Source organism: Haloarcula sebkhae, from assembly GCF_014647415.1.
Classification (GTDB): Archaea; Halobacteriota; Halobacteria; order Halobacteriales; family Haloarculaceae; genus Haloarcula; species Haloarcula sebkhae.
Window position 1 is genome coordinate 235,086 of sequence record NZ_BMPD01000005.1, and the last position, 24,145, is coordinate 259,230.

Sequence of the window (24,145 nt, forward strand, 5' to 3'; positions counted from 1 at the left end):
TTCATGACAACCAGATTTTCTTACCACAAAACATTTACAACAGACACCTATCATTTAGACTGTACCCCTACCCATGGCGCCAGAAGTGAGTACGCCGGTCCGGTCTATGCGTGGTCGCGGTGACCACGTTCCGACCACGCGGAAAACTGCTGGGGTCGCCCGATAGCAAACGCAAACTATGACAGATACAAACGAAAAAATCAGAAGCCTGTTCCTCACGGCGCTGATGGTCTTCTCGGTATTCGCCGGGACCATCGCGTTCTCCGGTGGCGCAGCCGCCGCCGCAAACGTGGATATTGATCAGGCCGTAGAGTATAGTTCCGGGACAAGTAGTAGTAACCCCTCTCAGGTTGAAGTTGCACTGAGCAGCGGGCTGGACAGTGATATAGACAGTGAAGATGTCCAGCTTTACCTCGACGGTCAGAACCCGGCACAGACCAGCGAGGATAATGACCTCAAAGCCTCCGTAACTGGTGGTGCTGATGGTCGAATCGTTATCGGTCTGAACGAAGATATCAAACCGAGCGAGAACCTCACCGTCAAGCTGACTGGCATCCCTGCTGAGGACGGTGACAACGACGAGACGCTCGTCGAAGAAGACATCGACGTGACGTCTAAGACGTTCACCACGACAGATTCAGGCGACGCTTCCGCTAGTACCAACGCCGAATACTACAGCGGAGATACGAACGTCTTCCGCGGTGAAGTGATTGCCGTTGAGAAAGACGGTGGTCTCGATCCGAACGACCAAGGAATCTCATCCATCGAAGTTGAGGACGATGACGGTGGACTTGTCACGTCTGACAACTACGATGAGAACAGCGAGGTGTACGTCGTCAAAACGAAAGACCTCGACACCGGCCAGTCGTACAACATTTCGGTTGACGACCGGAAGCAGAACTCGTTCACTGTGAGTGACCTCGACATGCAGGTCAACATTGACGACGACGTTGGTGACGGTGCCAACATCGACAACTCGGACACCCTTGCAGTCAACGTGTCCATCAACCGTGGTGGCGAGGAAGCCAACGCGACGCTCTTCAACGAAGACGACGACAAGGTCGCCGAGCTTGACGACAATATCGATAACCCACAGTTCAAGACCCTGAAGAGCAACGATAACGTCGTCTTCAACTTCGGTAGCGTGAGCGACAGTGACAGTCCGTACTACGTTGAAGTGACGGACCAGCAGACCGGTGTCACGGCTGAATCCGACCTTATCAACGTCTCCGACTCCGAAGACGGTGACGCGAGCTTCGAAAGCTCAACCGTGCGGGACGAAGTCGGTGACGTCGCTAACATCACGGTCCAGCTCGACAACACCGAAGACGGAATTATCAGCGTCGGTAGCACGAACGACGACAACTACGCCATCATCGGTCAGGTCGAAGACGAAGACGGTGACGGCGAAGTTACTGTCCAGTTCAACAGCTACACCGCTGGGACCTCCAGTGCTAACGAAGAGAGTCTCGGCAGCGGAGACAGTAACACGGTCCTCAGCGTGCCTGGTGACGATGACATCGATGTCCTCACCGAAGAGGGTAGCTTCGACAGGCTCGACAGCGACGATAACGCTGACCTCTCGACCGATGTCCTCGAAGCAGGGTCCTACTCGATGAACGTGACCGCTACGACGGATATCGATGAGATCGATGACCCGGACTCGGCTGGAACGCTCCGACTCAACGAGAACTCCGTTGAGGGCGTCCAGACGTGGGCCGCACCAAGCGATGCAGAGATCGACGACGATGATATCGATGTCTACGACCGCATCGGTGTGAACCTCACGCAGTCCGACGACGTCGCAGCAGATGACGTTGTCGTCCACGAGATTCAGGCCTCCGGTCTCGAGGGTGTACTCGAATACGAACAGGAAGATGGAACCGCTAGTGACGAGACAGCAGCGTTCCTAGATGCTGTTGACACCGATGGTCAGACCAACGGTGACCGGTACGGCTACGGAACCGGCGTCACTGGTGGTGAAAAGACCGATGCTGGTCTGACGTTCTACGCCAACCGCACCGACGTTGGTGCGAACGCGGACCCGCAGCCGATCGACTTCGAGGACAGCGAGGACGCTCTCACTGTCGTTGAAGACGCGGACAACAACACCTACTTCGTCGCTGTCGACACAAGCGACGTTGAGTTCACGAACGACAAGACGATCACGAAGGAGAAGATCACTGACGATAGCGATAACGAGGACGACAGTGTCTCCATCGACGAGGACACGCGCATCAACGCCACCTTCGCAATCAGAGAGGGCACACTCTCTGACGACGATGGTAAGACTGCCAGCGCCATCTACACTACCTCCGAGCGTGACGCCACGCTTGACCTTGACGACGACGGTTTCGTCACGGTTTCAGCTGCCGCTGGGCAGGAAGTGACCGGGACGACGAACGTCGCACCCGGCACCGAGCTCGAAGTCGAAATGGAGTCCGAGAGTGAAGCGAATCCGTTCGTCATCCGTCCGGAAGTGGACGTCGCCACGGATGGCACGTACACTGCAACGGCTGACTTCAGCGACTACTCCGCTGGGGCGAACTTCACCGCTGAAACGCTCGATGTCGACGGTGACGCCGAGTTCACCGACGAGGAAGACGGCCGCATCATCGAAGCTGGTACGGCCAGTGTGAGCATCAGCGACCAGGAATCCACCGGTAGCGAAGTCGTCGTCGACAGCGCACAGCTGTCCGATGGTGGCTTCATCGCTATCCACGCCGGTAACGCATCCGGCGACGTCGTCGGCAACTCCGAGTACCTCGGGGCAGGCAGCCACGAGGACGTCACGATCACGCTCGACGAGCCGATGGACGAGGACTTCACCGCGGTCGCGATGCCGCACCGCGACACCAACGGTAACGAAGCATACGACTTCCCCGGCGATGACAGTCCGTACAGCCAGAACGGCTCTGCCGTGACGGACAGTGCGAACGTGACTATCGTCGAGGAGCAGACCGAAGCGCCGGACACGGAAACCGAAACCGAAGCGCCGGACACGGAAACCGAAACCGAGGAGCAGACTGAGGAGACCACCACCATGGACTCCGGAACTGACGAAGTCGAGACCACGGAACAGACCGGTCCCGGCTTCACGGCAGCCCTCGCGCTCATCGCGCTCGTCGCTGCTGTACTCCTCGCCGTCCGACGCGACAACTAACCGGATTACCTCCGGTCCCTGAACACCGTTCTTTCTTTTGCGCGTTACGTGGGTAGCGGCGGCACTGCCGATAAGTCGGTCTGACGACGACACCGCACAGTAGCGCAACGACAAAACATATAGGCCGGTTTGGCTAACGTACGAGCAATGAGTGAGACAGTCCTGCAAGCAGGCGTCGATATCGCTGGACTGTCGTTCGACCCGGTCACGGTCTCGGAGCCGCTGATGTGGCTCGTTCTTGCGGCGTTTCTGGGAAGTGTGGCTGTCGCCCAGTATGACGAGCGACTGGCCCGTCCAGTCGCAACGGTCGGCTGGGGGCTGTTCGCAGTGTACTGGCTCGCCCTGGCTCCGCATTTCATTCTGATACAGAAGAGCGTCGTTGAGGGCCTGGGGAGCGTCATCGCCGTCCCACTGTCGCTGTACACCGGCTATTTACTCTGGAACGGCCGGGAATCGCTGCTGGTGTTGACCCGTGCCATCGGTATCATGGGCGTCATCTATGTGCCCTTCCTCACCACCGGGCCGCTCCGCCAGACAATCATCGAGGCCGTCACCGATCAGGTCGCCTTTCTTATGACGCTCACCGGGTACGAACCGACAGTAGTTGGCGGGCTCTCACACAACGGGATCGATATCACGTCGAAGCAGTACCCCTACGAAAACACGTTCTGGTTCGGTGAACACGAGCGTCCGATAACATACACTATCATTTTGGCCTGTACAGGTATCGGCAGCATCTCCATTTTCGCTGGCGGAATACTGGCAGTCAAAGCTCCGTGGCGACGGAAGCTCCGTGTGCTGCTCGGGGCTGTCGGCATCATCTACGTACTGAATCTCCTTCGGAACCTCGGGATCGCGCTGGCGTTTGGCCTCCAGAAGGCGCAGTTCTTCCCGGAGACGGTCATGGCACTGTTCGGCCTTAGCGACGCACAGCTCGTGTCCTACTACATCGTCGACCGGATGCTGGCGCAGTTCGGCTCCGTTATCGTCCTTGTTGGGCTGACGTGGGTGCTGATGCGAGAGCTACCGGAGCTCACCGTTATTATTGAGGACCTCCTGTTTCTGGTGACCGGAACCGAGTACGACCTCGGAACGGCGTTCGAAAAGAACCAGTCGGAGTCGGGTCCTGCAACGCCCGGTGACGACTGAACTGCGCCGTGAGGCGACGGCCGTTATTCGAGTGCTGCTCCAGCAAGCGACTCCAGTACGTCCGCTTCGAGCGGGTGGAGCGACCCGGGAATGACGAGCAGGTGTAGCGGGTCGCCGAACGTCTGCGTAGCTAGTTCATCAAGCGTGTCAGCGACCACCAGCGGGTCCGGGCTGCCGGCTCTGGCCACGACGACGCCGAGTGTGTCCGGGAACGGCTCGGATAGCATAGCGGCGGCCTTGCTGGCGGTCATGTACGTGTCGTCGCTGTCGTCCCAGTGGGGGTCGTCGACCTTGATGTCGAGGTAGACCAGCGTGTGCAGGTCTCGGTCTCGATTGCCCTCGATAGTAGCGACGACGCTGTCTGGAACACCGTCACCGCCGTGGGCATCCTCGAATGGGAGCGTCGTGGCCTTCCCGAAGCGGTAGTTCTGCAGGCCGGTCAGCGAGCCGGCGGCGGTCTGGGCGGTCGTCCCGTGGACGATTCGGGTTTCGATACCGCGGTCCTCGGCACGGAGTCGGAGGTCGGTGTGTGTCGTCGAGACCATCGTATCCCCGGCGGTACAGAAGACGACGTTTTCGCGCTCAGCGGCTTCAAGAATCGGTTCCGGGTCCTGTTCGATGCCGGCTCGGTCCCTGACTTCGATACTCGTCCCCAGCGACGACTCGAGCGTTTCGATATCAGTCCCGATCAGCCGACTCGTGTAGAACTCGGCGAACACCCGGTTGGCATCCCGGATGGCGTCGCGGCCCGCAACCGTGACTGAGCGCTCGTCGTAGAGGCCCAGTCCGACGAAAGTGAGCATATCCGGAGTGGGTCGCCGCCGGACATAAAGGGCGCGAAGCGTCAGGCTTACCGCCCACGGTCTGGGAGACGAAGTATGGGCGTTCCCTGCGTTCGCGTTCCCCGTGAGGCCGGCGAAGAGACGCGCCAGCGCCTCGCAGAGGCAAACCTCGTCGACGACGGCTACGACATCACGGTCGCTGACGGCCAGCTGTACGTGCCTGTCACCGACTCCACAGCGGTGCCGTCGGACCTTACCGTCGTGGAGGCAGACCCACCGGTCCGGGAGGGCCAGACGATGCCGGCGGACGCCCTCGACTTCGATCCGAGTTACGAGCGCATCGGTGACGTCGCGATTGTCGACGACGACGACGACGAGCGGGCGCAAGCGATTGCCGATGCGATCATAGATTCTGATCTGCCCGTGCGAGCGGTGCTGAACCGCGCGTCGAAGGTCAAGGGTGAGCAGCGGGTCCGAGACTGGGACGTACTCGCTGGCGACGGGACAGAAGTCACCCACCGAGAGTACGGCTGTACCTTCGACCTTGACCTCGCCGAGGTGTACTTCTCGCCGCGGCTAGCGACGGAACGCCATCGCGTCAGCGAGCAGGTCAACGAAGACGAGCGTGCCTTCGACATGTTCGCCGGCGTCGGTCCGTTCGTGATTCCGTTCGCCAAACGCGGGGCGACCTGCGTCGGAACGGACATCAACGAGACGGCGATCGAGTACCTCCGGGCGAACGCGGAACGGAACGGCGTCTCCAACCGCGTGACCGGCATCTGCGGCGACGTACGCGAGGTCGCCGGCGAGTACGAGGGCTGGGCTGACCGCGTCGTGATGAACCTGCCCCACAGCGCCGACGAGTTTCTGGAGACCGCCGTCCGCCTAGCGGCCGACGAGTGCGTTCTGCATTACTACGACATTCAGCACGAGAATGACCTGTTCGGGCCCGGCGAGCGAGCGATCCGGGCGGCTGCGGAGCCGGCCTACGACGTGACGGTCGAAACGCGCCACACTGTCCGGTCGTATGCTCCGAAGGAACACAACGTCGTTCTCGACGTTCGACTGACGCGCTGAAACGAACAATTATTGTTATCACCGGCACGGGGACCGAACTGCTTAACGACGAGGAAGTCGGACGCTTGTATATAGGAGGATAAAAACATGTACACGATACTTGTCCCTGTCGACGCCGACGAAGACCGTGCTCGCGGCCAGGCCGCCTTCGTCGCGGAGCTACCGTCTGCTGAGACCGAGATCGAGGCCGTGATCACACACGCACTGACCAAGGAAGAGGCAGAAGCACCCGAGGAGATACGCAACGTCGAGCGGATCTCGACAGTCAGACTCGTGCGTGACTACCTCGAAGACCACGACGTCGATGTCCAACTGGCCGAGGGCCAGCAGCCGCCGGCTGATGGCATCATCGAGCTGGCCGAAGAGTTCGATATCGACCAGATCGTCATGGGCTCCAGAAAGCGGTCGCCGACCGGCAAGGCCGTGTTCGGGAGCGTCTCCCAACAGGTCCTGCTCGAGGCGGACGACCCGGTTACCGTCGTCGGGTCTCGAACGGAGTGAGAACGTCTCCCTCGGTGGCCCCGATTCGCAATCCTTATTGCGGTTATGCGTCCAACAACTGATGTACGCGGGCGACGCGCCGGTGTAGCTCAGACTGGCAGAGCGAATCCTTCGTAAGGATTAGGCCGAGGGTTCAAATCCCTCCACCGGCTTCTTCTTTCCAGCATCATTCTGACAGGTCTTTCTCATACTGAGATTCGTCTACCAGCAGCCGTCGGTCCTGCGTCGATGGCCTAGCGGTCCCTCACAGGATGGATAAAAATGACCCTCACCAGCGAGGCGATATGGCGACGACCTTCTGGATAGAATTTCCGTCTGTAAACGATGATCACACAGGACAGACTGCCGGCGTGTACTGCTGTGTGCCCGGGAGAGCGGTCTAACGGACACACGTACGGGCAGTCAGACGGGGTGTGGTTCTGATGGATTTCAGAAACGCCTGGCACCGCGACGGCGATGAAGAGGTCTGCTGCATCGCATGTGGAGACACAGTTGCCCGGTCTGACGCCAGAGAATACGACAAGTACGGCAACCGCTGGGACCGTGACGACAAATCCTTCGAGTACTTGTGCAAGCCCTGCTATCGGGAGTACTGTCACTTCGACCGCACCGGGCTGGAAGATCGGCTCGAAGCGGCCGGTGCCGGGTCCGTGAACCGAGACGTGTTCCTCAGACGCTATCACGACTTGGCCGACGAAGCGGAGCAAACCCGCGCTGACGGTCACTGAGCCGGAAGAGGAGTGTTCTGTCCGGCGATACGACACCGCACCACAGGCGGTTCAGGGCGTAATAACCGCTCGGCCCTCGATTTCCCGGTCTTCCAGCATCTGTGCGACAGTGTTCACCTCGCCGAGGTCGTACTGGGTCGTGTGGAGGTCGACCGCACCGCGCTCGACGAGCGCGACCAGTTCCTGAAGTTCGGTGTACTGACCGACGATGTTGCCCTGATAGGCGAACTCGCCGTTGACGAGCGCCTGTGCGGGCTCGTGGATGTGGCCGCCGTAGCCGATGATGTGGTGGTCGCCGCCGGCGGCACAGATATCGGGTGCGAGTGCCGTCGTCTCGTCGGCCCCGACGAAATCGAGTACCTGGGCGGCACCCACGCCGTCGCTGATGGCCTCGACCTCGCTGGCGACATCTTCCCTTTCGGGGTTGATGGTGTAGTGTGCGCCGAGGTCGTCAGCGAGATCGCGGGCGGACTGCTTGATGTCGACGGCGACGAGGTCGGCGGCACACATGGCGTCGAGACACTGGAGGCCGATGTGGCCGAGGCCGCCGATGCCGATGACCACGGCGGTGTCGCCCGGATTGAGCCCGTCGACGGCCTTCTTCGCCGCATGGTAGGCCGTGATGCCGGCGTCGGCGTGCGGGGCGATGTCGGCCGGGTCGACACCCTCCGGCAGCGGGATGACCGACCGGTCGCTGGTCAGTAACTGGTCGGCGAAGCCGCCGTCCGTCGTCAGGCCGTTGAACGCGTCGTTCTCGCAGTACATCGTTTCCCCTTGCCGGCACGGCCGGCAGGTGCCACAGGTCTGGACCGGGTGACAGATGACCTGGTCGCCCTCGGCGACGATGTCAACGTCATCGCCCGTCTCAATTACTGTCCCGGCGTTCTCGTGGCCCAGTGTCATTGGGAGGTCCTGCGGGACGTACTGCTCCCACATCCCCTCGATGATGTGGTTGTCAGTCTGGCACCAGCCGGCCCCCTCGACTTCGACGATGACATCATCTCCGGATGCGACCTGTGGCGCATCTACGTCGTCTATCGAGAGCCCGTCCGACATGTCGTGCGTGTACTCATGGAGTCTGGCTGCGCGCATCGTCCTGTATCCGGACGAAACGACAATAAACCCGCATTATAAAATATCAGATATATTAGCGGTATCGCTCGTATCACTGTCTGGAAGAGTAATAGCCACCCGGCCAGCGTCTGTAGACGCTGACCCCAGGTACAAAGAACAGTGCGTGCGGTGACGCTTGCAGCTACTCAGTCCCGACTGGCCAGCAGTGCGGCCCCGAGCAGCGCCACGACTGCGACGGGAATCCCCATTCCGGGGCCGAAGGCTGACGACGGTGCAGGGCTGGTCGCGCGGATCGGTTCCTCGACCGGTTCGTCAGCTGCGTACTCCCAGACAGCGGTCTCGTTTTGAACGATATCAGCGTTCGAGGACGAGACGTCGGCGGGCATCGTCAGTCGGTACTCGACCGCGACGCCATCGCCGAAGGCAACGTCGGTATCCTCGTTCGCAGTGACGAACGTCCGGTCTTCGTACGTGACGTTGCCCTCGCTAGCGTTGACCGACACGTCGCTTTCCGGGCCGGGGTTCCAGTCCGTGAATGTCATCGAGAGTGTGACGTTTTCCCCCTCCAGCTCTTGCTCGTACGTGTGGTTCGACATCCGGCTGGTGTTCACGTCAGCCAGAAGATACCCTTCAACCGAGTCATGGCCCTCCTGCTGGGCCTGACTCTGAAGGCCGTCGTACACCGACGGGGACATTTCGAGAGTCAGGTCGTACTCCGAAACTGTGCCGTCGGCAGCCACTGTTGAGTCAACTGTCGCCGTCACACAGCCGGAGAGGATGACGAGGGCAGCGAGACCGATCGCAGGGACAATCCGATTCATACCTCACCGAATCGGGTCAGGTGGGATAAGCCTTGTTACCGGGGCCGATACGGCTCAATGTGTCAGGACCAGTAGCTGGTCATCAGTCCGAACCAGACAGAAGGGCGACCCGGGATCTCCGAAGGTGCTCGTCCGCTTTTCGCTGATAAAGAGCGTCTCGAACTCGTTGCCACAGGCCGGACAGGCGAACCCCTTGCGGTTCGACAGCGTCATCGTCCCGCGGTCGTCTTTCAGCAACTTGAGCCCGTGTCGGTACTCGTGTACGTCGAAGCTCCCGCTGACGTCTAGCTGGTCCATGCGTGTGAAACGAGCGGCGGCTGTCTAAAACTCGTCGGCGATCTACACCAGATTCGCGCCCATGTAGAGCACGACGACGAGGAAGATCCAGACGATGTCGACGAAGTGCCAGTACATCGACGCCGTCGAGACGGAGGTATGCCGTTCAGCCGAGTACTGACCGTAGTACGCGCGGGTGAAGACGATACCCAGAAGGACGGCCCCCATCGTGACGTGGAGCCCGTGGAGTCCCGTCAGGCCGTAGAACGCGGAGCTGTAGATGCCGCCACCGACTGTGAAGCCCTCGTGGACGATGAACTCGTAGTACTCGTACACCTGCCCACCGATGAAGACGATTCCCAGCAGCAGCGTCGTGCCCAGCAGTTTCACGAACCGGCTCCGGTTCCCGTTCCGGAGCGCGATGTGACTATAGTGTAGCGTCACCGAGCTGACGACCAGAATCAGCGTGTTGATTATCACCAGCGAGCCGAACACCTCGGGCACTGCCGCCTGTGTCCAGACCTCGCCGCCACGCACGATGAAGTAGTAGACGAAGCCAGCGCCGAAGGTGGCGATTTCGCTCCCGAGGAACAGGAGCATCGCGAACTTCAGCGTCTTATCCGAGTGGTAGTCCGTCCCGCGCTCCCAGAAGTCCGAGACGAAGGCGTGGTACAGCCAGCCGTAGATGCCGACGAGGAAGAGGCCGACGCTCCCGGCCATTGCTCCCGCCCCGACCGTCTGGCTGACAAGTGCGTTCTCGCCGATCGAGAGCACGAGCAGGGCCGCGCTGACGTAGATGCCCGAACCACCGATCGCCGTCACAAAGGGCCACCAGCTGGCCTCGCCGAACCCGTGGGGCCAGTCCTCCGTCGCCGGGAGGTGGTGTTCCCCGTGCCCGTCGTCCGCGTGTTCATCGGAGACACTCATACTATGGCCCTTGCGAACGGAATACTAAAAGCCCATCCAATTCCCTGCGGACTGTGCCGCCGCCAGCCCGGTCCGACGGGTGACTCGCCGACATCCCGGAAGCTACACGGGGGCGAAGACCCAACTGCCGACGATGACATCTGGGAGGCGTCGTACGGTCGCGCTGGTGGTGTGTGGGCTGGGCTGGCTGGCCGCGACTGGGACGGCGAGCGCACACGGCGGTAGTCTCGCCGGCGGCGGCCGCGAGTCGCTGACGATACCGACGTGGCTGTTCCTGAGTACCGGTGGTGCGGCCGTCGGCGCGTCGTTCCTGCTGGCGTCGTTCGTCACCGACCGCACATTCGTCGAGCGCATCCACGACTGGGGGCGGCCGCTATCAGGCGACTACGAGCGCGTTCTGAAGTTCGCCGGCCAACTCGTTGGGCTCGCCGGACTCGCCGCGGTGTTCGTTGTCGGCTTCCTCGGACCGACGAACGCGCGAACGAACCTCGCGATACTGCTCGTCTGGGTCGGCTGGTGGGCCGGGCTGGCGATGACGACGTACCTCGTGGGGAACAGCTGGGCGACGCTCAATCCGTTCAAGACCCTCGCCCGACTTCTCCCGACGCTCGACCGCAGTTACCCGACCCGCATCGGGTCGTGGCCCGCCGTCGGCGGCCTGCTCGTGCTGGTGTGGCTGGAAGTCGTCAGCCCGCTCGCCGACCAGCCGCGACTGCTCGCGTCGGTCGTCGCCGGATACACCGTGCTGACGCTTGTAGGAGCGCTTGTGTTTGGACCTGAGGACTGGTTCACTCACGCCGACCCAGTGGAGCGGGTGTTCCGCTACTACGGTCGCTTTGCGCCCATCGGCCGCGACGAGGATGGGCTCCGGCTTCGGCTCCCCGGTATGGACCTCTCGACGCCCCGGCTGGTCGATGGGCCTGACGAAGTCGCCTTCGTGGTCGCTCTACTGTGGGTCACGACGTACGACGGGCTGGTGACGACGCCGGCCTGGCGCGACCTGACGACGCCGATCGTCGACGCCGGCGTCCCGCCGCATCTCCTGTATCCAGTCGCGCTCGCCGTCGGGTTCGCCGGCTTCCTCGGCGTGTATCGACTCGCGGTCCGGCTCTCTCGGGATATGTCGGAGACGTATCTGGCCCCGGCGGTTCTCGCACAGCGGTTCGCGCCGCCGCTCGTCGCTATCGCCGTCGGCTACCACTTCGCGCACTACCTTGGGTACTTCCTCGTACTCGCACCCTCGCTGGCCGTCGCGCTCACGTCGCCGTTCGCGGACCCGGCAGTAGTGCCGACCATCGAACTACCGGAGTGGTTCGGTGCGATCGCACTCGCGTCGGTCATCATTGGCCACCTGGTCGCCATCTGGGTGGCCCACGCCGCCGCATACGATCTGTTTCCCGCGCGACTGCAGGCGATTCGGTCGCAGTACCCTTTCATCGCGGTTATGGTGTTCTACACGATGACGAGCCTCTGGGTCGTCTCCCAGCCGGAGGTGGCACTTCCGCATCTATGACTGACACAGCAACCCAACCAGTAGCCGATACGGCAGCGACAGATACCGACGAGGAAGCAGTCTACGATGTCCCGGCCGACGCCACGGCCTACCGGTGTTCGTATTGCGGCCGGCCGTTCGCCCGCGAATCATGGCTCGCGCTCCACCGTGGCCTGGCCCACCCCAGCGAACTCGACGACGAGGAGGTCGAGGCCTTCCGGGCAGCCCACGACGAGGAGGAAGAGTCGCTTTCGACCTTCCGACTCCAGGCACTGGGCGCGCTCGTACTCATCTACTTCGGCTTCCTGATGGTGTACGCGCTCGTGTAGTTCCCGGGTTTCACGGCGTCACCGACACAGCGGACAGGAAGCGAAGCGTTGATGGGTCGCAGGTGACCAAAGAGTTGGTATGGACCTTCGCGTTATCGACAAATCCGATACGGAACTCTCTATCGAAATCGCCGGTGAGGACCACACGTTCATGAACGTCATCAAGGGGGCACTGCTGGAGACAGATGGCGTCACGGCGGCGACCTACGACGTGAACCCGGAACAGTCCGGTGGTCAGACCGACCCGGTGCTGACTATCAAAACCGAAGAGGGCGTCGACGCGCTCGAAGCCCTCGAAGACGGGACTGATGCCGTCATCGAGAAAGCGGACAGTTTCACCGACGCGTTCGAAGCCGCCGCGTAATCCTAGCAGAGGACGTACGTGACGAACACCCGTTCGTCCGGGCCGACGTGGATATCGATACCGATCAGTCCGGCGTCCGACTTCTGGATCCTGTTGCCCCGCTCGATGTAACTGTCGACGAGCGCGGTCGCCAGCGCCGTCTCGTTCTGGAACTGGCCGAGTGACTGTGGCGTTCGGTCGTAAGCCACCTCGTAGCTGACCACGACTGGGCGGTCACAGGGGAGCGGGAACCGAGACACCCCCTCTCGCGTGGGTCGCTCCGCGTTGTCGTATCGCACATCGACGCGGCCCTTGTTGTAGTAGGCCGCGGCGTCGTCTATGGTCGCGTTCCGCGAGACCGTTCCGCCGCCGACGCCCGACCGCCGGACGTTGTACACGTCGACATATGTGTCCTCGACCTCGGCGAGCGAGAGCGAGTTGACGGTGTCGCCGCTCCCGGCAGGGGACGCGATCGACGGTGGGCCGGTGGGGGTTTCGGCGGCAAAGCCTGGCAGCGTGATACCGCCCACAGCAGCGAGCACGATGAGGCCGAGCAGCAGTGCCACGGCGGCGTAGCCGATTACGTACTTCGTTTCGAGCACGTCCAGCCAGCCGGTCTTTATTTCGTCCAGCGGGTCGTCTTCCGGCGGCCCCGTCCGTCGCTCGAAGTTGCTTCCGCCACAGCGTTTGCACGGTGGAGAGTTCTTCTGGTGCTGGCGACCGCAGTCTAGACAGACCCACCTGGGTCCGCCCTCGACGACCTCTTCGTTGACCTGCGTCACGGCCTCCTCGAAGGAGCCGTGCCCGCAGTTGTCACACGGCGGGTCGTTCTCCTCGTGGGGTTTGCCACACCATTCACACCGCCATTTCATTGTTGAGTCTCCGTGTTGGGCGGATAAAACCTGCCCGATGCCGGGCCACAGTGCTGCGGTTCTCCGGCGGTGTTCCTCCACGGTCGCTCGGTCATCGGCTGACTCATCGGGGCCGTTCGACTCCGGTGATACCTGCTGCCAGAGGCTGGGCTGGGTGTGACTGTTGACAGCGGGAACCGATATCGCACGCCGAGACGCGGGGAAGATCGAGGCAACCGAGGCGACAGAAGAACTGCGTCATACAGATACAATGACAGGTGTGGGTATTTAATATTGCTACCCTAAGTCGGTGATGGCGTTACAGTCGGATGGAATCTGTAGGGCCGCCCAAACCGTAGTCCAGCGGTCACCTCTAGCCCCTAAATGTGCATCACAGTCGCTTCAGCACAAGAACTGAGCGATATATATCTCACCGTTGACTGCGTGGACATCGACGCCGGTCGCCCCCCGGCTATAGTTCGAGAACTCCTCGGTGTTCTCAACGAATGCACTCACCAGCGTAGTGGCCAGAACTGATTCGTTCCGGTAGGGCTCCGGGTGCTTGGCCGCCAGTTCATCAGTGGTGAACGCAAAGTCAGCGCGGTAATACTTACCGGTGCAGGCGTCACCGATGATCCCCTCGCGTTGACGCTCGGTCGTGCCGCTCCCATCACCGTAGTCCTGCTTCACCTCGTGTTTGTTGTGGAACGTGGCCAATTCGGTGAGTTGATGGCTCCGGTCAAGCTGGTCGTAGCCACTCGCGGCCCGGCGGTCGTTGAGCTGGTCGAGGTACAGCCGCTCGACGGTGTCGATATCCAGCCCGTTCACCGTAGCGCCATTTCCGGGAACGTCTTCCACCCTTGGATTGCCATCAGCGGTCCCTGGGAGATTAATAACACCGGCAGTTGCTAGGAGAACTGTCACGAGAAACAGCCCGGTAACGAGATAGCCGACGACGTATTTTGCCTCCAGCACGTCGAGCCAGCCCGTTGACCCAACGTCCTCAAACTCATCGGCGTGCTGGGTGTCTTTCCGGAGAGTAGCGTTCCCACAGCGGCTGCACGGCGGCGAGTGTTTCTGGTGGCGTCGGCCACACTCTGTGCAGGCCCACTCGGGCGTCCGTTGGGCATCAGTACTCTCAGGCCCCATCGGAACGACCGCTCGCTCAAAGCTTCCGTGGCCGCAGTTGTCACACGGCGGGTTGTTCTCCGCGTGAGGCTTCTCGCACCGTTCACACCGCCATTTCATTACCGGCCCTATGTGGTAATAATATAAAGAATACTCGGTACGAACTCAACGTGATCGAAGTACCCCGGTCGCCGAACATTCAGGCTGATGACCCATGTCACGTCGGCTTCGACATCGGCGTGGCGCCAAGTGAGCGACAGGTGGCCCACTGTCACCGCCGCTTCCGACCAGCAAAAGAGTCACACCAGCAACGACCATGCCAAGCAACAGTGGGCTGTGGAGCAAAGTACCGAAATAAAATATCGCGAGAAACATCCCAACAGGGACCAATTCAACGGGGCCAATGTGTCGGTAGGTGGACTGCTTCGTGCAGCGGTGTTCGATGTAACAAATCTAAAACTATAGAGTCCTAAGACTGTCACCAGCTACAGTCGGACCGGAATCCCCTTGCTGTCGAGGTATTCCTTGGTCTCGGCGATGGAGTACTCGCCGAAGTGGAAGATGGAGGCGGCGAGGCCGGCGTCCGCGCCGGCATCGACGAACACTTCTTCCATATCCTCCGGGCCGCCACAGCCCGAGGAGGCGATGACCGGCGTCGAGACGGTGTCACAGACGGCTTTCATCAGCGGGATGTCGTAGCCGTCCTTGGTTCCATCGGCGTCGATGGAGTTGACGAACAGTTCGCCTGCGCCGCGCTCTTCTGCTTCGGTGGCCCACTCGACAACGTCCAGCCCAGTCCCCTCGCGCCCTCCCTTGACCGTGCATTCGAACCAGCAGGACTCGCCATCGACCTCGGTGTAGTACTCGCCGTCCTCGTCGAAGCGCCGGCGAGCGTCGACGGAGATGACGATACACTGGCTCCCGAACGCCGCCGCTCCCTCGTTGATGAGGTCCGGTTCGGCGATAGCGCCGGAGTTGATCGAGACCTTGTCTGCACCGGCCCGCAACGTTTCCTTGATGTCCTCGCGGGTGCGGATGCCGCCGCCGACTGTCAGCGGGATGAACACCTCGTCGGCCACGGCCGAAACTGTATCGAGCATCGTCTCGCGCCCCTCGGCGGAGGCGGTGATGTCCAGAAAGACGAACTCGTCGGCCCCGGACTCGTTGTATGCCTTAGCCATCTCTACCGGGTCGCCGGTGTACTCTAGATCCTCGAAGTTGACTCCCGTGTACACCGCCGCGTCCCCGTTCTCGTCCACATCGACGTCGATACAGGGGATGATCCGTTTCGTGAGCGTCATTCGATACCCGTGAGTTCGACACAACGCCGTTTGACCGTTTCGACTGGTGCAAGTGTCTGGCCGAGTACGCAGTGACAATCCGACAGCTACACGTACGACGCTCCAGAACCACCGGCTATGGCAGACGACCACCACGAGGAGGATCGGCCGGATTACGACCCCGAACACGTCGAACTGCCCGCGCGAGAACCGCCGCTTCGGTCGACGGCCCCACAGAGTCCGTTCACCATGTCTCAGGTCGGGACAGGGCTCGGCGTCCTGCTGGTCGGACTAGTGCTTACGTTCGGTATCGCACTGGCGCTGGCCTGAGCAGGTTGGTATGACCACGTCGCCCTCCAGAGATATCATTTTTGATACTTCTGGGGAGAGTATATAGGTTTCCACGCGAATAACGGTTGTATAATGTCTCCCCATTCAGACGCGAGTACAGCGGTCGCAACGGGAACGTCAGTGGCGACTGCTGGTACGCGCGCTGGCCGGGAGGCGACAAGCGCCGCTCGTGACCGACTGGACGCCGATCGGGTGGACTTCTGTCAAGTGTTTGCCAGCTCGGGGTTCGATGCCGAAACCGTTCTGGCGGGCGTGAATGCGCTCGTCGACGACGAGACAGCCGTTGTCGGCTGCACGGCTGGCGGAGCGTTCACTGAGGAGCAATCGATGGATACCGGCGTGGCCGTCACGCTCGTTACCAGTGACTCGTTCCGGTTCGATACAGCCCTCGCCGTCGGTCTCAGCGAGAACACTCGCGGGGCTGTCAGAGATGCTGTCCGAGCGCTTCCCGAAGATATCGAGGAACCATACCAGTCAGCGATCGTCCTCCACGACGGGCTGTCGGGCGTCGGTGAACAATTATCGTTGTCGGTCCAGCGACGGCTTGGCCCCTATGTCGAATTCGCAGGTGGGGCCGCATCTGACGGTCTCAGAATGGAGTCGGCACCGGTGTTTTGCGACGAGTCGGTCGCCGAAGACGCAGTTGTTCTCGTACTCGTCTCTGGCGAGAAGCGTCCGATCATCACTGTCAACCACGGTCACAGCCCCATCTCAGAGCCGTGGGAGGTAACCGATGTCTCCGGAAACGTGGTGCACGAACTCAACGGTGAGCCGGCCTTTGACGTGTGGAAGGACGCTGTTCGAGACCACGCTATGGAGACATCAGGGATAGCTGTCGACGATGTCCCAGTCGGGTCCGCGGATCTCAGGAGGCTCATGGTCACGTACCTGTTCGGTATCGACCAAGGAGAGACCTTCAAGATCCGCTGGCCCCGGACCGCGATTGAGGAGACTGGCGCACTGCAGTTCGCCGTCGATATTCCGGAGGGGACTGTCCTTCGTATAATGCATGGCAACAGAGCGGACCAGATCGCGTCCGCCGAGCAGGCTGCTGCCGACGCTGTCTCGCTGTGTGACGGGAACATCGCTGGCGCGTTCGTCTATGACTGTGCGTGTCGTCAGCTTCTCTTCGACGACGCGTTTTCAGCGGCTGTCGATGGTATCATATCGACCCTGTCGGCCCCAGTTGCTGGGTTTGAGACGTACGGGGAGCTGTGTATGCAGGCTGGACAACTCAGTGGCTTTCACAATACGACAACAGTGCTTTTCGCACTGCCGGAATAACAGATGAATCGAACAGGACTCGTTTCAAAGTTCGCAGAAACGGTCGGCATCGAGAAGGCGTCGGCTATCGTCGACGACGCGATGGGTGATCTTGGTATCAGTGACGAAACGGAGATAGACGACACGGATGCACAGGACATCTGTGATATAATTCAGCACAACAACGAGGGATACGTCGCACTCGTCGCGAGTGAACTCCGCGTACAGCTGGCGGCACAGGAACGCTTTGACGCGCTCCTGGGGAACATCCCGAACCCGGCTGTCGTCGTCGAGTTTGAGCAGCGAGAGCCATACGTCAAGTCGATCAACGAAGCGTTCGCGGACTCGTTCGGCTACGACCGGGCGGCTGCAGTCGGAGCGGAGCTTCGGACACTCCTCGCGCCGCCCGGAGCCGACTCCGAAGTCATCAGGACAGACTGGTGGGAACAGACTGGCCAGTCGGAGCAAGAGGTCAGACGGATGACCGCATCAGGCGAGGTCCGGACCTACCTGTTCCGGAGTACGATTGTCTCTCGTGATAGCAGTCAACTGGAAGGGTACGGGATATACACCGACATCACTGAACGGAAGCGCCGCGAACAACAGCTGAAACACCAGAACGAGCGCCTCGACGAGTTTGTCAGTATCGTCAGCCACGACCTTCGGAACCCGTTGAACGTCGCATCCGGCCGCACCCACCTCCTGCTCGATGACATCGAGGACCCGGCTGTTCAGGAGGGCCTACAGGAGGTCGCTGCGGCACACGAGCGGATGGCACGGATTCTCGATGACACGCTGACGCTCGCTCGTCAGGGGCGAGTCGTCGGCGAAACCGCGAGCGTCTCCATCGAAGCCGTCGCAGCCGACGCGTGGCAACAGGTCGAAACCGAGGACGCAACGCTTACCATCGAAACCGACGCGACCATCGAAGCGGACTCCGAGCGCCTCCAGCAGCTATTCGAGAATCTCTACCGGAACGCTATCGAGCACGCTGGCGCGGCATGTACCGTCGTTGTGTCCGCACCCGGGGCACACGAGCAGAACGGGTTCTCCATCGCCGACGACGGTCCCGGTATTTCACCAGACGACCGTGAGTTGGTGTTCGAACACGGCTACTCGACCAACTCGGACGGGACAGGGTTCGGCCTGTCAATCGTTCAAAGCATCGCTGAAGCACACGGCTGGTCAGTCGCAGTCTCAGAAAGCGAAATGGGCGGTGCGCGGTTCGATATCCGCTGGTAATCAGGCCAGTTCGTCCTCGATGACTGACCGCAGGTCGGCGATGTCCGCAGCGTCGTACGCCAGCGTCTCGTCATTGACGGTGATATCGAGGTGGTTCGAGCCGTTTGCTTCGCCCAGTTCCGTCACCGGGGCGACGCCGTCGAAGGCCTCGCGGACGGCCGCCGGGTCGGTCGTCTCGAATACCACGCGGCCGGGTCGTTCGTTGAACAGGAGGCGCTTCCGTGTCCCGCGGTCGACCGTGTCGAGCTCGACGGATGCGCCGGCGTCCTCGTGGACCATCTCGGCCAGCGTCACCGCGAGACCGCCGTGGCTCACGTCGTGGCTCGCCAGCACGTGGTCGGCGTCGGCGACCTCGGCAATCGTCTCGATGGCCGCCGTCGACTCCGCCGGGAGGGCGGGGAAGCGGTCAGTGCCGCCGAACTGCGCGGTGTACTCGGACCCGCCGAGTCGCGGATCGGTCTCACCTTCCAGTGCAGTGTCGCCGACGACGACGAGCGTTCCCTCGCCGGACAGCGACAGCGACGGGGCGTCGTAGCCTTCCTTAACTCCGACCAGCGCGAGCGTCGGCGTCGGCGGAATCGGGCCGTCCTGGGAATCGTTGTACAGCGAGACGTTCCCGCCGACGACCGGCACGTCGAGGTCGCTGCACATGTCCGCCAGACCGTCGACGATGCCTTTGAAACCGCCGTACACGTCGGGCTTCTCGGGGTTGCCGCCGTTCAGGCAGTCCACGGCTGCGTGGGGTATCGCGCCCTTTGCAGCGACGTTCGTGGCGTTTTCCAGCGCGACGGCGCGTGCGCCCTCGTACGGCGCGGCGTCAGTCCAGTTGGGGTCTGCGCCCGCCGAGAAGGCGAGCCCGGTCCCGGCCTCACGGATGGCGAGCAGGGCGGCGTCGTCGCCGGGCAGGACGCTCGTGCGGACCTGCACCTCGTGGTCGTACTGGCGGTACACCCACCGCTTCGAAGCGCAGTTCGGGCTGGCGACGATCTGCTCGAACGCCGCGTCCAACGACACGGTCGGCAGGTCCCGTTCCTGCTTCGGTGGTGCGTTGCTCGGTAGGTCGTTCATCGGCGCACCGTCGCCGAGGAACGCCGCATCCACGTCGACGACCGTCTCGGCGTCTCGCGAGCGCTGCCCGCTCGACTCGTCCGAGGCAGTAGCCTCGCTGCCCTCGAACGTGCAGACGTAGTTCGTCCCGGGTTCGGTGAGTTCGCCGATGACCGAACAGCCCAGATCGAACCGCTCGGCGAGCTCGGCCACGCGGTCGACGTTTTCCGGCGCGATCTCGTAGACCATCCGCTCCTGGCTCTCGGCCAGCAGAATCTCCATCGCGTTCATATTCGGCTCGCGCTGGTGGACGCGGTCGAGTTCGATGCGCGCGCCGAGGCCGCCCTTGGCGACCAGTTCGGACGACGCGCCGCCGAGGCCGGCGGCCCCCAAGTCGCGGGCCGACTCGACGAGGTCCTCGTCCAGCAGCGCCTCGTTGCACTCGACGAGCAGCTTCTCGGAGTACGGGTCGCCGACCTGCACGGCCGGCCGGTCCTCCGTTTCGGCGTCCTCCGCGAGGTCCTCGCTGGCGAAGGACGCGCCGCCGAGACCGTCCCGGCCCGTCGCGTTACCGACGAGGACGAGCTTGTTGCCCGGCTCCTGTGCCTCGGCGGTGATGGTCCGCTCGGGCTCCAACAGGCCGATGCAGGAGACGTTGACGAGCGGATTGCCCTCGTAGTCGTCGTGGAAAGCGACGCTCCCGGTGACAGTCGGGACACCGATGCAGTTCCCGTAGTGGGAGATACCTTCGACGACGCCCTCGAAGAGATAGCGGGAGTGCTCCCGGTCGAAGTCGCCGAAGTACAGGCAGTCGGCCAGCGCGATGGGGTATGCCCCCATCGACAGCGTGTCCCGGACGATACCGCCAACGCCCGTCGCCGCGCCGTCGAACGGGTCGACGTAGGACGGGTGATTGTGGGACTCGACGCCCATCGTGATGTACATCTCCTCACCGTCGCCGTGGGACGGCAGGGAAACGACGGCCGCGTCGTCGCCGGGGCCGATGACGACTTGGTCGCCCTCGGAGTCGAACGCCGACAGTAGGGGGCGAGAGGAGCGATACGCGCAGTGTTCGCTCCAGAGGTTCTCGAAGAGAGCGGCCTCCGCCCGTGTCGGCTCCCGACCGATCTCCTCGACCACGAGTTCGTGGTCCGCGTCGGACAGGCTCATTACCTCGTCGTGGCCGCCCACAAGATAAGTCCCTTTCCATGCACCCGCGCCGGCAGTACGCGAACGTGCAACAGTGTCAGCAGCACACGAACCGCGCCTGTCGTGGCAAGCACCTGTACGGCGACTCGATACACTCCTTCGGCTGGACTCATTTCTGAATGCAGCGGATCACTGATATCGGCTGTGGGTTTCCAAGAGCCACAATATGAGTTATTGATGGGGCTGTGCCACAGATTCTGACTCAATACTCGGCGGGGCTACGTGACACCTCTCCTTTTCAAATCAGATAACTGGCCCTCGCAGTATATATGACCGCTGGCCATACCCCAACGCAGTATGGGTGCTGCCGATGGTGACTGGCTAACGCTGGAAGGGAGCTCCTTCTCCAGTCGGTCCTTCTCCAGCGTGTGGGCGGTGGCGCTGGCCACCTACGGCGTCGGCGACGTGGTTACCACTATCGCCATCGTCTATTTCGTCCCCACGTTCACCGAGGCGAACCCCGCGATCCGGTGGGCGATCCAGTCGTTCGGCGGCGGTGGCTTCCTTGGACTCAAACTCCTCGTTATCTACTGCTGTCTTGGCCTGAGCATCTGGGGCGGCGTGCTGGAAGAGGACCCGCTGCTCTACTACGGCCCGCCGGCGCTCCTGACAGTGCTGGGGCTCGTCGTGACAGGATTCAATCTCGCGCTTCTGTTTTCCTGAAACGCTCCCACGGCAACGACCCTTCGCAGCGGAGACAAAAATGACAAGTCTCGGTCGTTGACGGACTATTCGGCCGTCGTGTTGGTGCTGTTCCCGTCTGACTGGTTGGGAGCCGGTGTCGGGGTTTCGGACAGGAGCGCACTCGGCGGCGGCGAGGCACTGCCACCGCTTTCGGTCGACGCGGAATCAGTTCTATCCGGTGTTTCTGTTGGTGTCTCCGTCGGGCGTGGCGTCAGCTCGGTGGCGGGCTGGTCGGGTGCCGAGTCGCTGTTGTCGGTGAGACCGAGGGTCCCAACGCCAGCCCCGATGACAGCGAGTAGAACGAGAAGAACAAGTCCCAGAAACCGCTTGTTGTAGGTCCCGTCCGAATCCCGAAAGATACCGCTATCCATCTCAGCTCCACCTCCGGCCAGCCGCGACGCCACGCTGGAAGTAAGCCAATACCATCGTCTTTGATATGTTGTTGCTTCTGTCGTGGAGGGAGCCGCCTCTGTCCCACCAAGCCACCGATATCCGACTTAGTCGGTTCGGTTTACAATATGTCGCCCAGCAGACGGTATAATGGTTTCTATGTTTTCAGCCGTCAGAACGGTACGCTCCCGTCGGACGATTCGTCTTTATCGTCCATCCGGAGTTCACCGGTTTTCCGGTACCGCGTTTCGAGTTGCTGGAGTTTGTCGTTGATACTCGTACTCTGGTGGTGGCCCGGGCTCACGCGGACACGAACGAGGTCGTACTCATGGCGGTCTGACAGCCCGTTCCAGGCGCGGAACGCGCCAACAGTTAGGGTATCGCTCTGGGGGCAGAATTCGGTCGTCGGCGTGAACTCGGCTCGCAACACGCTCCCGTCATCCGTTTCACGGCCGTAGCGAAAGCCCGCGTCCGGATGCCGGTGATCAAGGTTCAGCCGTGCGAGGTTGTACCCGAAAGTCATGTCGTACACGCCACGCTCGTCGAATAGGTCCATCGTGAGTCGGTGGAACGCGGCGTGGTCGGTGCCGGTCAGTACTGCTGTCTCAGACAGGAACGGGCCGGGGTCCGGGTTGTGTTCGGGAACGAACGTCCCGTAGCTATCGAACCCGACGTCTGAGCCGCCACGGAGGCCGGAAAGAAGGCTCATACTGGAACGAACGGGCGGCATCCATCAGGACCTACTCCCGAACAGGTTCGGGAGAACCCCCTCGACGATACCCGATGAACGTGCAGGTGATGCCAGCAACCACAATTGACCTGCGCGAGACGCCGCCGCCGGAGCGACACTCGAAGATACACGACTCCTTCGAGGCGCTGTCCTCAGGGGAAACGCTTCGGATTATCAACGATCACGAGCCAAAGCCGCTGTTCTACGAGATGCAAGCCGAGGTTGAGGCGTTCGACGCGGCGAATTACCAGTGCGAACAGGATGGGCCACAGAAGTTCGTCGCCGACCTTCCGAAACAATGAGCGAATCCACCGTCACAGAAACGGAGCAAGCAACGCTCGACGGCGACGGAGACGGTCGGGCGAAGTTGTTCGACGGGGAGCCAAAGACCATCCGGTTGACGTTCGATGCGGGTGAGTCGATTCCGGCTCACAAGCATCCCGGTCGAGACATCGTGTTCCTCCTCCGTTCGGGCGCTGTAGACCTGACGCTCGGCGACGAGACGGTGTCGCTCTCTCCCGGCGACGTCGTCCGGTTCGACGGTGATCAGGACATCTCCCCCGCCGCAACGGCGGACAGCGAGGCACTGCTTGTTCTGGCGTTGTCGGAGTAGGCTCATACTGGTGGCCGCACTTCGTGCAGAGATCCACCACTAAGCGGGAGCAATATCCGTCACGGGATTACAGCCGACAGTATCACTCGAACAGGGAGATCGCCGTTTCGATCCGCTCGTCGTCGGCACTCTTCGCCGCGTCCTGTAGACTTGCTCGGGGGACAGCGAGCAATCGGTCGACGAGCCGTTCGCTCAGTTCTTCAACTGCCAGCCGCTGATCAGCCGTCAGTTCACCGTCCTGCTGTAGCTGTGACAGCGTCCGTTCGAGTTGCTCCCGCTGAACCTTCGCACCACGGCTGTCGATACGAGCAATCGCTTCTTCGACATCGACAGGCGGCTCCGTGTTCTGATTCATCTGTGCCAGATGACCGTCACTGTCGCGTCCTCGATCTCAACACTTTCGAAGTCGTAGCCTCTGTCTTCGAGTTTCGGGTAGAGGTGCTGTGGTGCACGGTCGTTGAACTGGACGAGGACGGTGTCGTCGTCCAAGTCCGCGAGCAACTCCAGCGTCTGCTTGAGCGGCTTTGGCGGCCCCAGCGACTGCACGTCGAGGCGTTCCGTCGGCGCATCATCGGGTGCACCAGTTTCTGAAACCAGGGCTGCGGTTTGCGCTGTTGGCTGGTGGTTCGACGTCATGTGTTCCTGTTCGGTTGTGAGCGGGCCGACCCTTTCCCCGAACATATTCGGCCACATTG

27 protein-coding genes and 1 tRNA gene are annotated in these 24,145 nt (G+C 61.7%); 15 read left to right on the plus strand and 13 right to left on the minus strand.

Annotated elements, in window-relative coordinates; all coding sequences use genetic code 11:
• The first annotated feature begins 178 nt into the window (after positions 1 to 178).
• Both IEY38_RS15455 and artA read left to right on the plus strand, forming a co-directional pair.
• Positions 179 to 3,163 (plus strand): DUF7282 domain-containing protein, encoded by a 2,985-nt coding sequence (locus IEY38_RS15455; RefSeq protein ID WP_188979240.1) that lies wholly within the window; start codon positions 179 to 181, stop codon positions 3,161 to 3,163.
• Between the two features lie 147 nt (positions 3,164 to 3,310).
• Positions 3,311 to 4,312, plus strand: a complete 1,002-nt coding sequence (gene artA / locus IEY38_RS15460; RefSeq protein ID WP_188979247.1) for an archaeosortase A — start codon at positions 3,311 to 3,313, stop codon at positions 4,310 to 4,312.
• A gap of 23 nt (positions 4,313 to 4,335) precedes the next feature.
• Here the strand turns inward: artA and dph5 are convergent, their stop codons facing one another.
• The gene (dph5, locus tag IEY38_RS15465; protein WP_188979249.1) at positions 4,336 to 5,115 is read right to left on the minus strand and encodes a diphthine synthase; all 780 of its coding nucleotides are present in this window, start codon (positions 5,113 to 5,115) and stop codon (positions 4,336 to 4,338) included.
• Positions 5,116 to 5,190: 75 nt separating this feature from the next.
• On the opposite strand from dph5, the gene IEY38_RS15470 reads away from it, so the two are divergent.
• From IEY38_RS15470 to IEY38_RS15485, 4 genes are all read left to right on the plus strand, one after another.
• Entirely contained in the window at positions 5,191 to 6,171 is a 981-nt protein-coding gene (locus tag IEY38_RS15470) for a class I SAM-dependent methyltransferase (RefSeq protein WP_188979251.1), read from the plus strand.
• A gap of 87 nt (positions 6,172 to 6,258) precedes the next feature.
• On the plus strand, positions 6,259 to 6,672 hold the full coding sequence (locus IEY38_RS15475) for a universal stress protein (protein WP_188979254.1): 414 nt from the start codon (positions 6,259 to 6,261) through the stop codon (positions 6,670 to 6,672).
• A 78-nt stretch (positions 6,673 to 6,750) separates the two neighbouring features.
• Positions 6,751 to 6,824: transfer RNA gene (locus IEY38_RS15480), tRNA-Thr, on the plus strand.
• A 270-nt stretch (positions 6,825 to 7,094) separates the two neighbouring features.
• Positions 7,095 to 7,400 (plus strand): DUF7562 family protein, encoded by a 306-nt coding sequence (locus tag IEY38_RS15485; RefSeq protein ID WP_188979256.1) that lies wholly within the window; start codon positions 7,095 to 7,097, stop codon positions 7,398 to 7,400.
• 51 nt (positions 7,401 to 7,451) lie between these two features.
• On the opposite strand, the gene IEY38_RS15490 is transcribed toward IEY38_RS15485, so the two are convergent.
• The 4 genes from IEY38_RS15490 to IEY38_RS15505 form a co-directional block, all read right to left on the minus strand.
• Positions 7,452 to 8,492, minus strand: a complete 1,041-nt coding sequence (locus tag IEY38_RS15490; RefSeq protein ID WP_188979258.1) for an NAD(P)-dependent alcohol dehydrogenase — start codon at positions 8,490 to 8,492, stop codon at positions 7,452 to 7,454.
• A gap of 167 nt (positions 8,493 to 8,659) precedes the next feature.
• Positions 8,660 to 9,295, minus strand: coding sequence for a PGF-CTERM sorting domain-containing protein (locus IEY38_RS15495; RefSeq protein WP_188979264.1), 636 nt, complete (start codon positions 9,293 to 9,295; stop codon positions 8,660 to 8,662).
• A 54-nt stretch (positions 9,296 to 9,349) separates the two neighbouring features.
• A complete protein-coding gene (locus tag IEY38_RS15500) occupies positions 9,350 to 9,592 on the minus strand; it encodes a DUF7385 family protein (RefSeq protein WP_188979265.1) in 243 nt (80 codons plus the stop codon).
• A 42-nt stretch (positions 9,593 to 9,634) separates the two neighbouring features.
• The gene (locus IEY38_RS15505; RefSeq protein WP_188979268.1) at positions 9,635 to 10,498 is read right to left on the minus strand and encodes a cytochrome c oxidase subunit 3; all 864 of its coding nucleotides are present in this window, start codon (positions 10,496 to 10,498) and stop codon (positions 9,635 to 9,637) included.
• 166 nt (positions 10,499 to 10,664) lie between these two features.
• On the opposite strand from IEY38_RS15505, the gene IEY38_RS15510 reads away from it, so the two are divergent.
• The 3 genes from IEY38_RS15510 (at position 10,665) to IEY38_RS15520 (ending at position 12,683) form a co-directional block, all read left to right on the plus strand.
• On the plus strand, positions 10,665 to 12,011 hold the full coding sequence (locus IEY38_RS15510) for a hypothetical protein (RefSeq protein WP_188979475.1): 1,347 nt from the start codon (positions 10,665 to 10,667) through the stop codon (positions 12,009 to 12,011).
• Positions 12,008 to 12,319, plus strand: coding sequence for a C2H2-type zinc finger protein (locus IEY38_RS15515; protein ID WP_005538370.1), 312 nt, complete (start codon positions 12,008 to 12,010; stop codon positions 12,317 to 12,319). Before IEY38_RS15510 ends, IEY38_RS15515 begins: the two co-directional genes overlap by 4 nt.
• A 79-nt stretch (positions 12,320 to 12,398) precedes the next feature.
• Complete coding sequence (locus IEY38_RS15520; RefSeq protein ID WP_137684216.1) at positions 12,399 to 12,683, plus strand: DNA-directed RNA polymerase subunit L; 285 nt, start codon at positions 12,399 to 12,401, stop codon at positions 12,681 to 12,683.
• 2 nt (positions 12,684 to 12,685) lie between these two features.
• Here the strand turns inward: IEY38_RS15520 and IEY38_RS15525 are convergent, their stop codons facing one another.
• The 3 genes from IEY38_RS15525 to hisF all read right to left on the minus strand — a co-directional run bounded on the left by IEY38_RS15525 (position 12,686) and on the right by hisF (position 15,942).
• On the minus strand, positions 12,686 to 13,534 hold the full coding sequence (locus tag IEY38_RS15525) for a toprim domain-containing protein (RefSeq protein ID WP_188979270.1): 849 nt from the start codon (positions 13,532 to 13,534) through the stop codon (positions 12,686 to 12,688).
• A 381-nt stretch (positions 13,535 to 13,915) separates the two neighbouring features.
• Positions 13,916 to 14,761 carry a hypothetical protein gene (locus IEY38_RS15530; RefSeq protein ID WP_188979272.1) on the minus strand — a complete coding sequence of 282 codons (846 nt, stop codon included), beginning with the start codon at positions 14,759 to 14,761 and terminating at the stop codon, positions 13,916 to 13,918.
• A gap of 365 nt (positions 14,762 to 15,126) precedes the next feature.
• On the minus strand, positions 15,127 to 15,942 hold the full coding sequence (gene hisF, locus IEY38_RS15535; protein ID WP_188979274.1) for an imidazole glycerol phosphate synthase subunit HisF: 816 nt from the start codon (positions 15,940 to 15,942) through the stop codon (positions 15,127 to 15,129).
• 117 nt (positions 15,943 to 16,059) lie between these two features.
• Between hisF and IEY38_RS15540 the strand changes: the two genes are divergently transcribed.
• From IEY38_RS15540 to IEY38_RS15550, 3 genes are all read left to right on the plus strand, one after another.
• Positions 16,060 to 16,251 carry a DUF7550 family protein gene (locus IEY38_RS15540; protein ID WP_004591771.1) on the plus strand — a complete coding sequence of 64 codons (192 nt, stop codon included), beginning with the start codon at positions 16,060 to 16,062 and terminating at the stop codon, positions 16,249 to 16,251.
• Positions 16,252 to 16,344: 93 nt separating this feature from the next.
• Positions 16,345 to 17,556: an FIST signal transduction protein gene (locus tag IEY38_RS15545; protein WP_188979276.1), complete on the plus strand. Its 1,212-nt coding sequence runs from the start codon at positions 16,345 to 16,347 to the stop codon at positions 17,554 to 17,556.
• A gap of 3 nt (positions 17,557 to 17,559) precedes the next feature.
• Positions 17,560 to 18,777, plus strand: coding sequence for a sensor histidine kinase (locus IEY38_RS15550; protein WP_188979278.1), 1,218 nt, complete (start codon positions 17,560 to 17,562; stop codon positions 18,775 to 18,777).
• Here the strand turns inward: IEY38_RS15550 and purL are convergent, their stop codons facing one another.
• A complete protein-coding gene (gene purL, locus IEY38_RS15555; RefSeq protein WP_188979280.1) occupies positions 18,778 to 20,994 on the minus strand; it encodes a phosphoribosylformylglycinamidine synthase subunit PurL in 2,217 nt (738 codons plus the stop codon). It lies immediately after the preceding gene.
• A gap of 336 nt (positions 20,995 to 21,330) precedes the next feature.
• On the opposite strand from purL, the gene IEY38_RS15560 reads away from it, so the two are divergent.
• A complete protein-coding gene (locus tag IEY38_RS15560) occupies positions 21,331 to 21,696 on the plus strand; it encodes a hypothetical protein (protein ID WP_188979282.1) in 366 nt (121 codons plus the stop codon).
• 65 nt (positions 21,697 to 21,761) lie between these two features.
• Here the strand turns inward: IEY38_RS15560 and IEY38_RS15565 are convergent, their stop codons facing one another.
• Together IEY38_RS15565 and IEY38_RS15570 are read right to left on the minus strand one after the other, a co-directional pair.
• On the minus strand, positions 21,762 to 22,088 hold the full coding sequence (locus tag IEY38_RS15565) for a superantigen-like protein SSL4 (RefSeq protein WP_188979284.1): 327 nt from the start codon (positions 22,086 to 22,088) through the stop codon (positions 21,762 to 21,764).
• 191 nt (positions 22,089 to 22,279) lie between these two features.
• Entirely contained in the window at positions 22,280 to 22,816 is a 537-nt protein-coding gene (locus IEY38_RS15570; RefSeq protein ID WP_188979286.1) for a hypothetical protein, read from the minus strand.
• An 89-nt stretch (positions 22,817 to 22,905) separates the two neighbouring features.
• Here IEY38_RS15570 and IEY38_RS15575 point away from each other — a divergent pair, with 89 nt between their 5' ends.
• Positions 22,906 to 23,139: a DUF2249 domain-containing protein gene (locus tag IEY38_RS15575; RefSeq protein ID WP_188979477.1), complete on the plus strand. Its 234-nt coding sequence runs from the start codon at positions 22,906 to 22,908 to the stop codon at positions 23,137 to 23,139.
• Positions 23,136 to 23,450 carry a cupin domain-containing protein gene (locus IEY38_RS15580; RefSeq protein WP_188979288.1) on the plus strand — a complete coding sequence of 105 codons (315 nt, stop codon included), beginning with the start codon at positions 23,136 to 23,138 and terminating at the stop codon, positions 23,448 to 23,450. Before IEY38_RS15575 ends, IEY38_RS15580 begins: the two co-directional genes overlap by 4 nt.
• A gap of 82 nt (positions 23,451 to 23,532) precedes the next feature.
• On the opposite strand, the gene IEY38_RS15585 is transcribed toward IEY38_RS15580, so the two are convergent.
• Together IEY38_RS15585 and IEY38_RS15590 are read right to left on the minus strand one after the other, a co-directional pair.
• On the minus strand, positions 23,533 to 23,805 hold the full coding sequence (locus IEY38_RS15585; protein ID WP_005538392.1) for a glutamyl-tRNAGlu reductase: 273 nt from the start codon (positions 23,803 to 23,805) through the stop codon (positions 23,533 to 23,535).
• Positions 23,802 to 24,086, minus strand: coding sequence for a DUF2249 domain-containing protein (locus IEY38_RS15590; RefSeq protein ID WP_229775334.1), 285 nt, complete (start codon positions 24,084 to 24,086; stop codon positions 23,802 to 23,804). The genes IEY38_RS15585 and IEY38_RS15590 overlap by 4 nt, the downstream gene beginning before the upstream one ends.
• Positions 24,087 to 24,145 lie beyond the last annotated feature (59 nt).

Coding starts and splice junctions, on each gene's coding strand:
- IEY38_RS15530 (WP_188979272.1), bottom strand. CDS start 14,761: ATGAAATGGCGGTGTGAACGGTGCGAGAAGCCTCACGCGGAGAACAAC.
- IEY38_RS15475 (WP_188979254.1), top strand. CDS start 6,259: ATGTACACGATACTTGTCCCTGTCGACGCCGACGAAGACCGTGCTCGC.
- IEY38_RS15495 (WP_188979264.1), bottom strand. CDS start 9,295: ATGAATCGGATTGTCCCTGCGATCGGTCTCGCTGCCCTCGTCATCCTC.
- IEY38_RS15580 (WP_188979288.1), top strand. CDS start 23,136: ATGAGCGAATCCACCGTCACAGAAACGGAGCAAGCAACGCTCGACGGC.
- IEY38_RS15515 (WP_005538370.1), top strand. CDS start 12,008: ATGACTGACACAGCAACCCAACCAGTAGCCGATACGGCAGCGACAGAT.
- IEY38_RS15585 (WP_005538392.1), bottom strand. CDS start 23,805: ATGAATCAGAACACGGAGCCGCCTGTCGATGTCGAAGAAGCGATTGCT.
- IEY38_RS15565 (WP_188979284.1), bottom strand. CDS start 22,088: ATGGATAGCGGTATCTTTCGGGATTCGGACGGGACCTACAACAAGCGG.
- IEY38_RS15540 (WP_004591771.1), top strand. CDS start 16,060: ATGGCAGACGACCACCACGAGGAGGATCGGCCGGATTACGACCCCGAA.
- IEY38_RS15500 (WP_188979265.1), bottom strand. CDS start 9,592: ATGGACCAGCTAGACGTCAGCGGGAGCTTCGACGTACACGAGTACCGA.
- IEY38_RS15590 (WP_229775334.1), bottom strand. CDS start 24,086: ATGACGTCGAACCACCAGCCAACAGCGCAAACCGCAGCCCTGGTTTCA.
- artA (WP_188979247.1), top strand. CDS start 3,311: ATGAGTGAGACAGTCCTGCAAGCAGGCGTCGATATCGCTGGACTGTCG.
- IEY38_RS15560 (WP_188979282.1), top strand. CDS start 21,331: ATGGGTGCTGCCGATGGTGACTGGCTAACGCTGGAAGGGAGCTCCTTC.
- IEY38_RS15550 (WP_188979278.1), top strand. CDS start 17,560: ATGAATCGAACAGGACTCGTTTCAAAGTTCGCAGAAACGGTCGGCATC.
- IEY38_RS15570 (WP_188979286.1), bottom strand. CDS start 22,816: ATGAGCCTTCTTTCCGGCCTCCGTGGCGGCTCAGACGTCGGGTTCGAT.
- dph5 (WP_188979249.1), bottom strand. CDS start 5,115: ATGCTCACTTTCGTCGGACTGGGCCTCTACGACGAGCGCTCAGTCACG.
- hisF (WP_188979274.1), bottom strand. CDS start 15,942: ATGACGCTCACGAAACGGATCATCCCCTGTATCGACGTCGATGTGGAC.
- IEY38_RS15470 (WP_188979251.1), top strand. CDS start 5,191: ATGGGCGTTCCCTGCGTTCGCGTTCCCCGTGAGGCCGGCGAAGAGACG.
- IEY38_RS15545 (WP_188979276.1), top strand. CDS start 16,345: ATGTCTCCCCATTCAGACGCGAGTACAGCGGTCGCAACGGGAACGTCA.
- IEY38_RS15490 (WP_188979258.1), bottom strand. CDS start 8,492: ATGCGCGCAGCCAGACTCCATGAGTACACGCACGACATGTCGGACGGG.
- IEY38_RS15485 (WP_188979256.1), top strand. CDS start 7,095: ATGGATTTCAGAAACGCCTGGCACCGCGACGGCGATGAAGAGGTCTGC.
- IEY38_RS15525 (WP_188979270.1), bottom strand. CDS start 13,534: ATGAAATGGCGGTGTGAATGGTGTGGCAAACCCCACGAGGAGAACGAC.
- IEY38_RS15575 (WP_188979477.1), top strand. CDS start 22,906: ATGCCAGCAACCACAATTGACCTGCGCGAGACGCCGCCGCCGGAGCGA.
- IEY38_RS15455 (WP_188979240.1), top strand. CDS start 179: ATGACAGATACAAACGAAAAAATCAGAAGCCTGTTCCTCACGGCGCTG.
- IEY38_RS15520 (WP_137684216.1), top strand. CDS start 12,399: ATGGACCTTCGCGTTATCGACAAATCCGATACGGAACTCTCTATCGAA.
- purL (WP_188979280.1), bottom strand. CDS start 20,994: ATGAGCCTGTCCGACGCGGACCACGAACTCGTGGTCGAGGAGATCGGT.
- IEY38_RS15505 (WP_188979268.1), bottom strand. CDS start 10,498: ATGAGTGTCTCCGATGAACACGCGGACGACGGGCACGGGGAACACCAC.